The organism is Pauljensenia sp. 20925_1_27, from assembly GCF_041432835.1.
In the GTDB taxonomy this organism is placed as follows: domain Bacteria; phylum Actinomycetota; class Actinomycetes; order Actinomycetales; family Actinomycetaceae; genus Pauljensenia.
Genome location: NZ_JAPWAH010000030.1, coordinates 1 through 15,465 on the forward strand (window position 1 = coordinate 1; position 15,465 = coordinate 15,465).

Sequence of the window (15,465 nt, forward strand, 5' to 3'; positions counted from 1 at the left end):
TCGCAGACTTACCGTTGATGCCGATGTCGGTGCGGCAGGTGCCCGTCCCAGCAATACCGGGGTCCTTGACGTAGGCACCACCCTTGCGGTACATGATCGTCGAGGAGAGAGTGTTGTAAGACTCGTAATTGACGAAGGGATACGCCTCGGGCTGAGAACCGGTGAGGTTCGGGATCGTCAGCTGCAGGGTCGAGTGCAGATATTGCTTAACATTTGGTCCGCCCTGGATCGGCAGGTTGTTGTGGCGGATCGCGCCGAGCAGGAAGGTCTGACCCGGCTGAACGGTACCCGGATCATTTGGCTTGAAACCGATGGCGCTCTGGCCGTTCACCCAGATCTTCCCGGTTCCGCCATCGTGCCACTGCTTGTAGTGGGCATCCATCCACTTCTTACTGTCCTCAGAGTCGCCGGGACCAGTATTGTTCGTTTGGTCATCCCACTTCCACGGCGCGCCGCGGGCGATGTAGGTCCACAGGTCCTTCTGCTTGGCGACAGTCCCACCCAGGAAAGTGCCGACAGGCTTGCTGTCCGTAATCGGTTTGCCGCCATTAACGGCGGTGCTGGAAAAGGGTGTTGGCGACATGCCCGGCACGATGCCGTAGCGGATGAAGTTGTCGGGGAGGCTGGTGGTTGTGTCGGTCTCAGAAGCGTTGACGATGCCCGTGCCCATGTTGGCACGAACAGCGCCGACGTCGATACCGGTAGCGGCGGGCTCCTGGGCGGCCTGTGCGGCCTGGGGGGCAGCGACCTGGGAGACGACCAGCGTGCTGGCTGCAGTAGCCACGACGGCCAGGGCGGCCAGGGCGCGGGATGCTGCTCCTGTTCGCTTGGTCCGCGCGTGGCCCGCGCGCGCTCGACTCGTTGCCATCAATCGTTCTCCTTGAGGACTCTTGCTTCGCTGTGTCGCACTCGGAGGGACATCCCGAGAGGTTTTTCCACAACCTTGATGGCATCCAGACTACGACGCAGTTACTGAAAAATGCAACCCAATTTGTCCAACTCTCGAAGTGGGCTACCTTACAGAAAAACAGTCAAGCGATATTTCCGCAGGATAAAGCGGTTTTACCTATCGGTATCAGTCTATGAAAGTGCCTCCTATGACCTATTTTTGGCTTTTTTAACGGATGGCAACAAATCAAAATGTGGAACTTGACTGTACTTGACACATCCGCGACAACCAACCGAAGGTCCTATTTTCGCACTGGTGTCACTCCCATAGCGTCAAGTACCACAAGGGATACCTTTTCCCCTGTCATCCGCCCTCGAACTTTTCCCCACTGCTACATGCCCCGCGCCACACCCCGCGCCACACCCCGCGCCACACCCCGCGCCTGCGCCGTCACCCGCCCGCGCCAAAGTCGCATGCAATTTCCGAACAGGAGTGACTCAACTATACGAAGTGATGCGAACAAGCACGATACTCAGGGGGAATTGCATGCGAAACTGCTGCGCCTGAGGTCGCAGGGCAAGTGGCCACCCCTCACGGAGGCCACCGAGCCCAGGCTGCAACACATCCGGATAGGTAACAAACATCCGGATAGGTAACGAAGATCCGGATAGCTTAATAACCTATCCGGATGCGCATAACCTATCCGGATAGCGACAACTTATCCGGATACGCCCACACTCTCCGCATACCCCACGCGGAATGCGGCGGCAGGGCCAGGGCGAGCACACGCGCACCAAGCCCCGCCCGGAGGCCGCCGCGTGGCCTGCGGGGCCTGGCCGCGGTGCCGGAGGGCGGCGGCAGGGCCAGGGCCCGATTGGAGGCCGCCGCGGGGCCTGCGGGGCCTGGCCGGGCTTCGAGACGACGCGCCGAGCGAAGCTCGCGGCGCGGACGGCGAGCGGGCGGGCAGGCCACGCGGCGGCCGGAAAGCAGGCGGGCCACAACAGGCAGCCCCCACGGCGGCTACTGCACAATAGTCCCCATGGATCTTCGCCCCGTCACCCTCGGCACGTCTGTCACGACGTACGACCCGTCGCGCCCCACGCCCGCAGCTATCGTCTCGGGCGAGGTTGCCGCACACGATGCGCCGCACCCGCTGTCGGTCTTCGACATGTTCCGCATTGGTATCGGGCCGTCTTCGTCGCACACGGTGGGTCCAATGCGCGCGGGCCTGGCGTTCACGACGGAGCTGACGACGCTGAAGCCGCCGTCACACATCACGATTGACCTGTTCGGGTCGCTGGGCGCGACGGGCCGCGGCCACTCGACGGACCGCGCGGTCCTCCTCGGCCTGGCTGGTTACGACCCGGAGACGGTGGATATCGAGACGGTGGAGTCCATCCTGCCGGCCCTGGCCTCGTCGGGCATGCTGACGCTGCCGAGTGGCACGCAGGTCCCCCTCAACATCGCCGAGGACGTGCGTTTCGTACCGCGCACGGTCCTGCCCTATCACGTGAACGCGCTGACGATCACGGCTTCCGACGAGGACGGCGCCACCATCCTGGAGCGCACCTATTATTCGGTGGGCGGCGGCTTCGTCATGATCCAGACGAATGACGACCCGCAAAACCCGGAGGTGTCCTCGCTCGCGACGAGCCAGGCGGGCGTCGGCATCGACGTTCCCGCGCCGCACCCGTTCGCGTCGGGCGCGCAGCTGCTTGCCGTGTGCGACGCGTCCGGCCTGAGCATCGCGGACCTCGTGCGCACGAACGAGGAGGCGGTGCGCCCCCGCGAGACCGTCGACGCCTACCTGGATCGCATCGCCGACACGATGTTCGACTGCGTGGATGCCGGCACGTCGGCGGCGGGCATCCTGCCGGGCGGCTTGGACGTGCCGCGACGCGCCCGCGCACTCGCCGGCCAGCTCGCGGAGCGCCTGACGGGCCCATCTTCTTCGTCGGACGAGGCCGGGGCCTCCTCAGGCGCATCTCCTGCGGACGGTGTGCGCTCCCCCGCGCGCGCCTGGGTGTCGACGGTTGCCGACCCAATGCGAGCGATGGACTGGGTGAACCTCTTTGCCCTGGCCGTCAACGAGGAGAACGCGGCCGGCCACCGCGTCGTGACGGCACCGACGAACGGCGCGGCCGGCGTCATCCCCGCGGTCCTGGGCTACCTGGTGACGCACTGCCCGGAGACGGGGTCGACGCCCGGCGTGGCGGCAGGGCCTGAGACCGAGGACGGCGCGGTCACCCCACTGGCGCACATCCGCATGACGGCGGACTCCTCCAAGGCTTGCTCGGATGATCCCGCCTCGCCCGAGGCGTGCGCGGCTCGCCGCCGCGCCCTCGTGCACGACTTCCTGCTGGCGGCGACGGCGATCGGCGCCCTTATTAAGACGAACGCGTCCATCGCGGGTGCCGAGGTCGGCTGCCAGGGCGAGGTCGGGTCGGCCTCGGCGATGGCGGCCGCCGGCCTGGCGCAAGCCCTCGGCGGCACCCCGCAGCAGGTCGAGAACGCGGCGGAGATCGCGATGGAGCACTCGCTGGGCCTCACGTGCGACCCGGTGGCGGGCCTCGTACAGGTGCCGTGCATCGAGCGCAACGCGATCGCGGCCGTCAAGGCAATCAACGCGGCGCGCATGGCCCTGTGGGGCGACGGCCGCCACACGGTGAGCCTGGACGTCGTCATCGAGACGATGCGCCAGACCGGCAACGACATGCTCTCGAAGTACAAGGAGACGTCCGAGGGCGGCCTGGCCGTCAACGTCGTGGAGTGCTGAGGCGCGGCGAGCCCTCGCTGGAGGGCTTCTTCGCGGTGCCTAGCCACGGCGTCCGTGGGTGACGGCCGGTGGCGGGGCCAGTGCCAGACAAAAGTCGCATGCAATTCCCCCGCGGCATCAATCGACGTAAGCTCAAAAACCGCGGAATCCCAATAATCTGATTTCAAAGCCTGAAATACACTCAGGGGAATTGCATGCGAAATTACTGATCTCGCACGTTAACCCGATAGGTGGCGGCCTGGACCCTTTCCTGCGCACGTTAACCCGATAGGTGGTTGCGTGGGCAGGCTGCCCACCATGCCACCAATGGGGTTTAGCTGCGCATGAGCGGGTTACGGGTGCCAGTAGTGGGGCCCAGCTGCCAGATCCGACTCGCATCCGCCGCGCCTGCAGCGCCGAATAGCGCAATCGATGCGTCCACACCCGCCAACTCCACCAAAGCGCAGACCCATTCACCTCAAACAGCCTGTTTTCAGCGTTTTTCGCCCGATGGATCTCCAGTTTCGCAGCCGCACCGCCTCAAGTTGCGGCCTCGTCGTCACCGATCGGGGGGAATTGCGCCACACGGGGGTCCGACACGCCGGCGACACGCCGACGCAGCGTTTCGAATGGCGCAAAACCCCCACCACCACCGGCGTGGAGCGCACCAGCGGTCCCGGAAGGCCCGCCCCCAGTGCCCGCGGGCTATGGCAGGGCTCGGCCAGGCTTCGATCCGACACACCGAGCCACCCAGCACGCCCCTCTCACCGCATTTCCGGTACAAAACTCTCCCCGCTCACCCGCCCTCACCGTATTTCCGGTACAAAACTCTCCCCGCTCACCCGAAATGGCCCAATTTGGCGCAATCCGCGCATGCAGGGAGAGTTTTGTACCGTTTTCACCACCATGAAGCCGAGCAGGGAGAATTTTGTACCGAACACGAGGCAGAAATCGAGCTAGCCGACACAACAGCACTCCAGGCACCACCGGTCTGGAGCGGAAGACACCCAAGGAGCCGCAGGAACCCGCCGCAGTGCCGGCGGGCGGCGGCGGGACCAGCACGGGTTGGCACGGCTAGCGCCAGCCAAATTTCGCATGCAATTCCCCCGCGGCACGATCCAACGAAAGCTCAAAAACCGCAGAATATCAACGATTAGATTTCAATACCTGAAATACACTCAGGGGAATTGCATGCGACATTAATGATTGACAGCCAGAACTGGACAACATGCAGCAACCCAAAGCCTGGCCGGGCCGCCGCCCACGGCGCAGTCGGCCCCACACGCCAACGGTCGGGCAAGTGAGGACCGATAACAACGGGTGGGGCGCCTTCCGGCACCCCACCCGTCATCAACACCCATCAACACCCGTTGATCAGCAAGGATTCACTCCGTCGCCAGCGCCTCCGAGGGGCTGACCTTCGCGGCCCGGCGGCCGGGCAGCCAGGAGGCGATCAGCGCGGACACGATGGCGACGACGCACACGCCGACCAGCTGCAGCCACGGCACGCTCAGCACGGGGGTGGCCCCGTCAATCGGCAGGCTCATGACGCCAACCCACCCGAAGGCGACGCCCATGCCGACGCCGATGAGCGCGCCGGTCAGTGAGAGGAACAGCGCCTCGAGGGCGAGGAGGCTCTTCATCTGGCGTCGCGTCAGGCCGAGGGCCCGCAGCAGCCCGTTTTCGCGGGTGCGTTCGGCGACCGACAGGGACAGCGTGTTGGCCACGCCCACCAGGGACACGAGGACGGAGACACCCAGCAGTCCGACGAGGACGAGCATCAGCCGGTCGATGATCTTCGTATACATCTGGCGCTCCAGCGCGGAGCCATTGACACTCAGGTGAGAGTCCTTGAGCAGCGCGGCCTGGACGGTCTCGGCGTCGGCCCCGTCGGCCATCTTGATGATGATAGCCTGACGCTCGAGCGAAGACGCGATGGATCGCAGGGTCTTCTCGGAGACCTGGGCCTGCCCGACGCTGCCGTTCTTGTCGTACACGGCGCTCAGGTCCACGCACGTGTCGGCGCACAGGCGCAGCGTCTGCCCGGCCAGGGCCTCGTCGCCGACGCGCACCTGGTTATCACCCAGCTGGGTGACGGTCGAGTGGGTGACGCCCGTGTAGTCGGGTTCTCCGGTGATCATGACCGACGAGGCCTGGGCCTCGTCCTCCGATCCCGCCCCCTCGGGCCCGGCGTAGGCGGGCGCGCCCGAGGTGGTCGTCAGGGTTCCGGGGGCGGCGTACTGGGCGACGGTGGCGGCGACGCCGTCGGTGGCCGCGATGGCGGCCTGCTGGTCGTCGGTGATCGCCCCATCAGTGGACACCGCCATGAGGTCGAAGGGGCGCGCGTCGTTCACGGCGTTGGTGAGGGTGGTGCGCACGGATGCGGCACCGACGATGATGGTGACGACGAGGGTCACGCCGATGATGATCGCGGTGCCGGTCGCGGAGGTGCGGCCGGGGTTGCGCATCGTGTTCTCGCGGGCCATGGCGGACAGGGTGCCGGGGAAGGCCGAGCCGAACGCGCGGGTGAGGGCGGGCAGCAGCACCGAGGCGACGAGCAGCGCGCCGAGGAGGGCCAGGAGTGACCCGCCGAAAGCCCCGAGGAATTTCGTGCCGCCGCTATCCGAGCGCCACGCGAGGGCCACCGAAGCGCACCCGGCCACCGCGATGAGCGCGCCGATGACGAAGCGGACGGTGTGCTTCTTCCGGGCGGCGGCCCCGGCCTCGTTCACGGGGGCGAGGGCGGCGACGGGCGCGACGCGGGAGGCGGCGCGGGCCGGGAAGACGCCGACGAGGGTCGTGAACAGGGTGGCGCCTAGCCACGTGAGGACGAGCTGCCAGACGGAGGCCCCCGCCAGCGCCGCGACGACGCTAGAGGCCAGGCCGGTGCCCGCCTCCGCGAGCGCGCCAATCAGCCAGCCGAGCGCGACGCCAATCGCGGATGAGATCGCTCCGATCGCGAGGGCCTCGCGAGTCACGAGCGAGCGGACCTGTCGCCTGGTCGCTCCCAGCGTGCGCAGCAGCGCCAGTTCGCGGGTGCGCTGCGTGAGCACCACGCGGAATGTCGAGGAGACGACGATAGAGGCCACGAGCGCCGCGATCGCGGGGAAGATCAGCATGATTCCCATCGTCATGGACGCTCCCAGGCGCGCCTGGTTGAGGTCGTCCTGGATTGCCTTGTGCACGCTGGTGACGGTCACGCCCGAGACTCCACTCAAAGCGGAGTTCGCCCTCGCCACCCATTCGTCCTGGGTGGCGCTGGGAGGGTTTGCGTTGCTGTCCGCATCCGAACCGGACGTCGCGACGATGAACTTCCCGGAGGCGGTCGTTCCGAAGATCGCGGAGAATCCGCCGTCGGTCACGTAGCTGGCGGGCACGCCCATGCTGATGGTGTTCGAGCGGGTGGTGCCGACGATGGTGAGGGTGCGGTAGTCGCCCTCGGTGAATCCGGCGCGCACACGGACGGTGTCACCGACCTTCAGCGAGAGGGTCAAGGCCGTGTGCTCCGGGATGACGATCTGGTCGTCGGCGGTCGGGGCGGTTCCGGCGCTCAGGTCGAGGTCCGCGAAGGGCTTAGGGGCCAGCGGCGACACGTAGAGGCCGGCGCGCGTCGCGTCGGTTTGAGCGTCGGCGGGCCACTGGGCCATGTGCTTGATGGCGGTGACGCCGCTAGTTGCGCTCAGGGCTTTTTCGGCGCTCTCAATGGCGCCTTCGGGCGCGTCGTCGTTTTGGGAGACGACGATCGTGCCGCCTCGGTACTGGCTGTAGACGCTGGAGGTCAGGCCCGAGGTCATTGCCGTCATGACGATGAGGGTGATGACGATGAAGGCCGTGGAGATGGCGACGGCCAGGCCGGTGGAGATGTAGCGGCGGCCGTGGGAGCGCAGGTTGGCGCTCAGGAGGGAGTTTGTTGCAGACATGGGATGAGCCTTGGGGTGTGGGCGCGCGTTCAGCGCAGCGCCGCGGTCAGGTTGTCGGCGGTGATGTCGCGCAGGTCGGAGACAATGCGGCCGTCTCGGCACACGAGGACGCGGTCCGCGTAGGCGGCGGTGGCGGTGTCGTGGGTGACCATGATGACGCTCTGGCCGAGTTCATCGACGGCGCGGCGCAGCAGGTCCATGACCTCGTCGGTGGAATGGGAGTCGAGGTTGCCGGTGGGTTCGTCCGCGACGATGACGGCGGGGCGGCTCATGAGGGCGCGGGCGACGGCGACGCGCTGCTGCTGGCCGCCGGACATTTCGGAGGGGCGGTGGCTCAGGCGGTCCGCGATGCCCAGGGAGTTGACGATGAGGTCGAACCATTCCTTCTCGGGGGTGGCCCCGGCCAGGCGCATGGGCAGGAGGATGTTGGCGCGCGCATCCAGGGTGGGTACCAGGTTGAAGGACTGGAACACGAAGCCGATGCGGTCGCGGCGCAGCTTGGTGAGCGCGGTGTCTTTCAGGGTGGTGATGTCGGTATCTTCGACGAAGACGTGCCCGGAGGTGGGGGCGTCGAGGCCGGCGAGGATGTGCATCATCGTGGACTTGCCGGAGCCGGAGGGGCCCATGATGGCGGTGAATTCGCCGGCGCCGAAGCCGACGCTCACGTCGTCGAGGGCGCGCACCTGTGCGTCGCCGCTTCCGTAGATCTTGGAGACGTCCTGGAGTCGGACGATGGACGAGGCCGGGGCCTCTTGGTCGGCCGCGGGGGCCTGCGCGATTGTTGTATTCGTGTTCATGCATCCATCGTGCGCCTGCGGCGTGCGTCACCGCTACGGAGGTTTCCCCTGATTCATCCCCGAGACCACCCGGGGCGTCCTCGGGGTCTCCCGGTCGCTCCACCCCGGGGGTGCACCCGTTGAAATTCCGGTTATGCGCCTGCGGAGTTGCTGGTCCTGACCACGCCGCCCGCGGGCTGCGGGCCTGCCCCCAGAAAAGTCGCATGCAATTCGATTGCATGAAATTTCAATAACAGCCAGAATCGTTGCAATTCCAACGACGCCAATTCAAATCCTGAAATAGTCACAGGGGAATTGCATGCGAAATTGCTCGGCGCACAACATACAGCCCGGCTTTCGAATCTGCCCGGCATCACCCCACGGGGGGAATTGCATCATTAGGACCCCGACACGCCGACGACACGCCGCCAGCAGGCTTCGTGTAGTGCAAAACCCCCACCACCGGCGTCCGGAACACCCGTGGGGCTACAAGCAGCCCGGCCCAGCAGGCGCCCGACAATGACTACGACTCGGAGGCCTCGCCGCGCGGCTCGCGCAGGGACAGGCCGCGGTAGCGGTTGATGGCGGCGCCCACGTCGATGAGGCGTGGGCGCGCCAGGAACGCCGGGTAGGGGCGCGCGCCGAACTTGCAGACGGCGTCCAGCCCCTCGGAGGCGAGGCGCCGTCCGAGCTTGGCCATGAGGTCGGGCATCGACTGCTTGCCGGCCATCTCCTCGAGGACGCCGCGCACGCACCAGGCGATAGCCTCGGCCTGCCCGGGGTCGACGACTCCGGCGACGTCAGAAATGTCGACGGTCGACCGGTCGATGGTCAGCACGGTCGTGCCCGAGGCCTTGGTGCGCGGGCGGTCCACGCGGGCTTTCGCGGCGGGCACGCGGGGCGCCGCCTCCCAGCTGGTGGGGGCGTCGGTGCGGGGGCGCGGCAGGTCGGCGACGACCGTGCGCGCGCGGGAGGTGACGTCGAGGCAGTGGTAGTTGTCCATCATGAGGACCCGGTCGGCGGCGTCGAGGAAGGCGCCGGAGCCGCCGACGACCATGATGAGGGAGACCCCGGCCTCGGTGAGGGAGGTGACGCGGTCGACGAGGGGCGTGATGGGTTCCTTCTCGGCGGCGACGAGGTCGCGCATGCGCGTGTCGCGGATGAGGAGGTTGGTCGCGGAGGTGTCTTCGTCGATGAGGAGCGTGCGCGCGCCCAGCTCGAGGGATTCGATGATGGAGGCGGCCTGCGAGGTGGAGCCGGACGCGTTTTCGGTGGAGAAGGACGTGGTGTCGGCGCCGCCGGGCAGGTGGGTGATGAACGGTGAGATGTCGACGCCGGTGACGGCTCGCCCGTCGGCGGCGCGCACCTTCGTGGCGGTGGGGTCGGTGGCGACGAGTTCGCGGCCGTCGCCGGGGATGTGCGCGTAGACGCCTTGGGCGATGGCCTCAAGGAGCGTGGATTTGCCGTGGTAGCCGCCGCCGACGATGAGGGTCAGGCCCGGGGGGATCGCCATGCCACTCACCTCGCCGGCGTGGGGCAGGGTGACGGTGGCGCGCAGGGACTCGGGGGCGGAAAAGGCGACGACGCCGTCGCCGGTCAGCGGCGTTTCGGAGATGCCGGAGCGGCGCGCCAGCAGGGCGTCGTCGGCGACGAAGGACACCCACCCGCGCTCCTCGAGGATCCCCTGGAGGGCGCGGTAGTCCTCGTAGGCGGCGACGTGGCCGAGGAGGCGGGAGCGCTTGCGGGTCGTGTCCGGGTCCTCGGACACGAAGTCGAAGCAGTCCATGACGATGTTGGGCACGTCCACGTCGAAGAGGCGGGCGGCGCTCTTGCCGAGGATCGTGCGTCCGCGGGCGGGGAGCTTGACCTGGAAGCGGACCTCGACGCGGTCGGGCAGGACGGTGGCGTAGGAGCGCTGGAGGATGAGGGCGCCGGCGCGGGCGATCGACACGTCGCGCGCTCCGCGGGCGCGGATGGCCTCGTCGAAGGAGCGGGCGATAAAGTCCGCGGCGGCTAGGCGCGCGTCGGACGAGGCCAGGGCGGCCTCGGGCAGTCCCATCGCCTCGGGGGTCGCGTAGGCGCGCAGGGACGAGGGCGGGGCGTAGGGGTCGGCCTGCACGTGATCGATCGCGAGGGTGAAGTCCCCGTAATCCCAGGCACCGAGGGCGTTCTTGTAGAAGCCGTAGGGGCGTCCGTCCGCGTGTCGCAGCTGGTCGAGAAGGTCTGCGTCGGTGCCGGACGTCGAGCGCGAGGGTGCTTCGTATCGGGGAGTCATACCCTCAAGAATACAGGTGGAGCCTGCGGGAACGGCATCACCGTTCCTACAGGCTCCGGTGTGTGAGGAGTCAGCACTGTCGAGTGACTCTCACGGTGGCGTCAGTCGAGGAGAGCGACGATAACCCAGAGAATGATGAAGAAGGCCTGGATGGACACCATGATGATCGAGACGATCTTCGCGGCCTTCGTCACGCTCAGGATGTTCTGCGGCGCGCCCTGATTCTTGGCGTTGGAGTCGATGATGAAGGACCAGATCACCGACGGGATCGACAGGAGGAGCCAAAAGATGAACCAGCTGATAACTGACAGAACGATCGCGATGATCGCTTGGGTACGCAAACTGTCGAACTGCGTGGATGCGGGCGAGGTGTACATCGGCTGGCCGTACACGGGCTGACCGTATGCCGGCTGGCCGTATGCCGGCTGGCCGTATGCCGGCTGGCCGTATGCCGGCTGGCCGTATGCCGGCTGGGGCTGGCCGTACGAGGCCTGGGATCCCTGGCCGTACTGCGCGTACTGGTCTGCTCCGGGCTGGCCAAACTGATCAGCGCCGGGCTGGCCAAACTGAGGCTGCTGGCCCTGGGCCGACGCAGCATACGACGCGCTGCCGGTACCCTCGGGCGCGTACGGCGAAGGGGCAGCATAAGGCTGGGTGGCGGAATCCGCAGGGGTAGGGTTCAGGGGATCGCTCACGGAACGCTCCAATTTTTCTTTCCGGTCAATACAACAGGCATCCTAACAGGATGCTCGCACAAACACGTGTGGGGTCCGGATCGAGAGGCGATCCGGACCCCACACGCTAAGAACTCAGTAGCGTGAGCCACCGGCCGCGATGACAGAAATGATGGCGATGGCGTAGAACGCCACGACCGCCACGATGAGGACAATGTGGATGATCGAGCAGATCTTCGCGGTGTTACGTGCACTCGCCAGATCCGTCGTAATATCGAGCGGCGCACCGAGGCTCTGAGCCTCAGACATCATGCTGTTCGCCCAGAACCACATGCCGCCGGACAGAAAAATACCGCCGAGGACGAAGCTCAGGAAGGAGAAGAGACGAACGTTCGAGGCGTTCGAGCGGATCTTCTCCAGGGCCGGGTTCAACATGTACGCCTGGCCGTACGCGACCTGGGGGGCCTGGCCGTAGCCGGGCTGCGCCTGGCCGTACGCACCCTGCGGGGCCTGACCGTAGGAGGCCTGGCCGTAGGGGGACTGGTCGAAGGCGGGGTACTGGTTGTTGGGATCACTCATGGGATACTCCGAATGGAATAGGTATTAGTTACGCGGCTCATCCTAGCGCACGCATGACTGAGTCAATAACCATCGGGACGGAAGAGAATCGCGCCACAGCTCGTCCCTGCAACGGCGAGCACTCAACCAAGGACGCCCGCCTCCATCGCGCACACGGATCAGTAGCCCGAATCGCCCGCGATGAAGAGCAGCAGATTGGGGAGGACGATGACGAGGATAATCAGAAGCACGAGGCCAACAATCTCTACGATGCTGCAGATCATCGCGATCTTTCGAGCGCCACTGACATCATTCATCACGTCCATGGGAGCGTTGAGACCCTGCGCCTCGGACATGAGCATGCCACCCCAGACCCACGCGCCGATCGAGAGAATCGGCCCGAGGGTGGCGAAGCTGATGAACGCCATGATACGAACCATCGATGCGTTCGAACGCACACGCTCAACGGCGGGGTTCAAGCTGTACGCGAAGCTCCCATACACGGACTGACCGTACCCCTGCGGCTGACCGTAGCCCGGCATGCCCGGCCCTCCACCGTACGGAGGCTGCCCCGCGCCGTACGGGGCCTGCCCCCCATACGAGGCCTGGGACCCGTATGCCGACTGAGCACCGTACGCGTCCTGCTGGCCATAGCCGCCTTGGCTCGCCCCACCGACGCCGTAGGGGTTCGTCAGATCACTCATCGCTTGCTCCGAGAAAATGTGAGGGGATATACCCCCACATCATACGAGCGCCTTCCCAAATCCGAAAAAACGGCGAGGCTCACACCCGCCACGACGCCCGTATCCCCCGGGAACTCAGCCCCGGCCTCGTCCCCCATAAAACGGCGCGGGGGCCGGTTTCCCGACCCCCGCACCACCCGACACACGGGTGTGACGTCACAGCATGCAGGACACGCAGCCTTCGACCTCGGTCCCCTCCAAGGCCATCTGACGCAGGCGCATGTAGTACAGGGTCTTAATGCCCTTCCTCCACGCGTAAATGTAGGACTTGTTCAGGTCGCGCGTCGTCACCGTGTCCGGGTAGAACAGCGTGAGCGACAGGCCCTGATCCACGTGCTGCGTGGCCACCGCGTAGGTGTCGATGATCTTCTCCGGGCCGATCTCGTACGCGTCCTGGTAGTACTCCAGGTTCTCGTTCGACATGTAGGGCGCCGGGTAGTAGACGCGGCCGATCTTGCCTTCCTTGCGGATCTCCACGCGGGACACGATCGGGTGAATCGACGACGTCGAGTTATTGATGTACGAGATGGAACCCGTCGGAGGCACCGCCTGCAGGTTCTGGTTGTACATGCCGTACTTCGCGACATCGGCGGCCAGGGCCTCCCAGTCCGCCCGGGTCGGGACCTTGATCGACGAGGCGGCGAGCAGCTCACGGCACTTATCCGTGGTGGGCGCCCACTCCTCGTCAATGTACTTGCGGAAGAACTCGCCCGACGCGTACGCGGAGTCCTCGAAGCCCTCGAAGGTCTCCCCGCGCTCGCGGGCGATCTTGCACGAGGCCTTGATGGCCTCGAACAGGACCGTCATGAAGTACATATTCGTGAAGTCGAGCGCCTCCTCGGAACCGTAGTGCACGTGCTCGCGCGCCAGGTACCCGTGCAGGTTCATCTGGCCCAGGCCAATCGCGTGGCTCATCGCGTTGCCGCGAGCAATCGACGGCACCGAGCCGATATCCGACAGGTCGGAGACGGCCGTCAGACCGCGGATCGCCATCTCGATCGTCTTGGAGAAGTTCGGGGAATCCATGGTCTTCGCGATGTTGAGCGAACCCAGGTTGCAGGAGATGTCCTTACCGACATGCGAGTACGACAGGTCGTCGTTGTAGGTCGAGGCCTCGGACACCTGCAGGATCTCCGAGCACAGGTTCGACATGGTGATGCGACCCTTGATCGGGTTCGCCTTGTTCACCGTGTCCTCGAAGACGATGTAGGGGTAGCCGGACTCGAACTGGATCTCCGCGATCGTCTGGAAGAAGCGACGCGCGTTGATCTTCTTCTTGTGGATACGGCCGTCATCCACCATCTCGTGGTACTTCTCCGTCACCGAAATCTCGGAGAAGGGCACGCCGTACACGCGCTCCACGTCGTAGGGGCTGAACAGGTACATGTCCTCGTTCTTGCGGGCCAGCTCGAACGTGATGTCCGGGATGACGACGCCCAGGGACAGCGTCTTAATACGGATCTTCTCGTCCGCGTTCTCACGCTTCGTGTCCAGGAACTGCATGATGTCCGGGTGGTGCGCGTGCAGGTACACGGCACCCGCGCCCTGACGCGCGCCCAGCTGGTTCGCGTAGGAGAAGGAATCCTCCAGCAGCTTCATGACGGGCACGACGCCGCTGGACTGGTTCTGAATCTTCTTGATCGGGGCGCCCGACTCGCGCAGGTTCGTCAGCTGCAGGGCGACGCCGCCGCCACGCTTGGACAGCTGCAGCGCGGAGTTGATGCCTCGCGCGATCGACTCCATGTTGTCCTCGATGCGCAGCAGGAAGCAGGAGACCAGCTCGCCGCGCGCCGCCTTGCCGGCGTTGAGGAACGTCGGGGTGGCCGGCTGGAAGCGGCCCGTCATGATCTCATCGACGAAGCTGCGAGCCAGCTCAATGTCGCCGCGCGCCAGGTACAGCGACACCATGGCGACGCGATCCTCGAAGCGCTCCAGGTAGCGCTTACCGTCGAAGGTCTTGAGCGTGTACGACGTGTAGTACTTGAACGCGCCCAGGAACGTCGGGAAGCGGAACTTGTGGGCGTAGGCCTGCTTGTACAGCTCCTTGATGTCCGCGAAGTCGTACTGATCCAGGACGTGCTTCTCGTAGTAGCCCTCGTCCACCAGGTACTTCAGCTTCTCTTCCAGGTCGTGGAAGAACACCGTGTTCTGGTTGACGTGCTGCAGGAAGTACTGGCGAGCGGCCTTACGGTCCGCGTCGAACTGAATATGTCCGTTCGCGTCGTACAGGTTAAGCTGCGCGTTCAGCGCGTGGTAGTCCAGCTCCGGGGAGGGAGCGTCCTCTACGCCTGTGTCGGTGTAGTTTTCTGCCAAAACTGTTCCAGTCCTTCGCGAACTCTGGAGACGTCCTCGGGCGTGCCGAGGAGCTCGAACTTATACATGTGGGGGACCCCCAGCTTGGCCGCGATGATGTCGCCCGCGATGCAGTAGGCCTTGCCGAAGTTAGTGTTTCCCGACGAGATGACACCCCTGCACAGGGCCCGATTGTCGGGGTCGTTGAGGAACTTGATGACCTGCTTAGGCACCGCTCCCTTGATATTTCCGCCGCCGTAGGTGGGTACAACGAGCACGTACTCGTCGGTCACGTGCAGGGGTTCATCTTTAGGGAGCAACGGGATTCGCGCCGCCGGGAGGCCGAGCTTTTCAACGAAACGGCGGGTGTTGCCCGTCGCCGACGAGAAGTAGACGACGATGCCCATGATGATCCTTCCTGCTTGGCGGGATGCTGAATCTCTAGTGTCTCACTGACGAGGCCCGGGCGGGCTCCCCTGGCACGCGTGTCCCATGTGGGATGATCGACGCGGCCTGACCTGCGCGTGCGCGCAGCTGTGTGCGGCGGGCGCGTGGGCTGCTTGACTGTGGGCGTGTGGGCCGG

9 protein-coding genes and 1 pseudogene are annotated in these 15,465 nt (G+C 65.6%); 1 reads left to right on the top strand and 9 read right to left on the bottom strand.

Going from position 1 to position 15,465, the window contains the following annotated elements:
* Positions 1-868: pseudogene (locus O3684_RS09825) on the bottom strand (hypothetical protein); the annotation flags it as partial.
* Between the two features lie 1,060 nt (positions 869-1,928).
* On the opposite strand from O3684_RS09825, the gene O3684_RS09830 reads away from it, so the two are divergent.
* Positions 1,929-3,665, top strand: coding sequence for an L-serine ammonia-lyase, iron-sulfur-dependent, subunit alpha (locus O3684_RS09830; RefSeq protein ID WP_500066714.1), 1,737 nt, complete (start codon positions 1,929-1,931; stop codon positions 3,663-3,665).
* A gap of 1,364 nt (positions 3,666-5,029) precedes the next feature.
* Here O3684_RS09830 and O3684_RS09835 read toward each other — a convergent pair.
* From O3684_RS09835 to nrdI, 8 genes are all read right to left on the bottom strand, one after another.
* Complete coding sequence (locus O3684_RS09835) at positions 5,030-7,564, bottom strand: FtsX-like permease family protein (RefSeq protein WP_500066716.1); 2,535 nt, start codon at positions 7,562-7,564, stop codon at positions 5,030-5,032.
* A 29-nt stretch (positions 7,565-7,593) separates the two neighbouring features.
* A complete protein-coding gene (locus tag O3684_RS09840) occupies positions 7,594-8,361 on the bottom strand; it encodes an ABC transporter ATP-binding protein (RefSeq protein ID WP_500066718.1) in 768 nt (255 codons plus the stop codon).
* A gap of 502 nt (positions 8,362-8,863) precedes the next feature.
* Positions 8,864-10,615, bottom strand: coding sequence for a P-loop domain-containing protein (locus tag O3684_RS09845; protein ID WP_500066720.1), 1,752 nt, complete (start codon positions 10,613-10,615; stop codon positions 8,864-8,866).
* Positions 10,616-10,716: 101 nt separating this feature from the next.
* Positions 10,717-11,310 carry a hypothetical protein gene (locus tag O3684_RS09850; protein WP_500066722.1) on the bottom strand — a complete coding sequence of 198 codons (594 nt, stop codon included), beginning with the start codon at positions 11,308-11,310 and terminating at the stop codon, positions 10,717-10,719.
* 114 nt (positions 11,311-11,424) lie between these two features.
* On the bottom strand, positions 11,425-11,868 hold the full coding sequence (locus tag O3684_RS09855) for a hypothetical protein (protein WP_500066724.1): 444 nt from the start codon (positions 11,866-11,868) through the stop codon (positions 11,425-11,427).
* Between the two features lie 158 nt (positions 11,869-12,026).
* Entirely contained in the window at positions 12,027-12,551 is a 525-nt protein-coding gene (locus O3684_RS09860) for a hypothetical protein (protein WP_500066726.1), read from the bottom strand.
* Positions 12,552-12,746: 195 nt separating this feature from the next.
* Positions 12,747-14,903, bottom strand: coding sequence for a class 1b ribonucleoside-diphosphate reductase subunit alpha (gene nrdE, locus O3684_RS09865; protein WP_500066728.1), 2,157 nt, complete (start codon positions 14,901-14,903; stop codon positions 12,747-12,749).
* Positions 14,873-15,289 carry a class Ib ribonucleoside-diphosphate reductase assembly flavoprotein NrdI gene (gene nrdI / locus O3684_RS09870; RefSeq protein WP_048677669.1) on the bottom strand — a complete coding sequence of 139 codons (417 nt, stop codon included), beginning with the start codon at positions 15,287-15,289 and terminating at the stop codon, positions 14,873-14,875. Before nrdI ends, nrdE begins: the two co-directional genes overlap by 31 nt.
* Positions 15,290-15,465 lie beyond the last annotated feature (176 nt).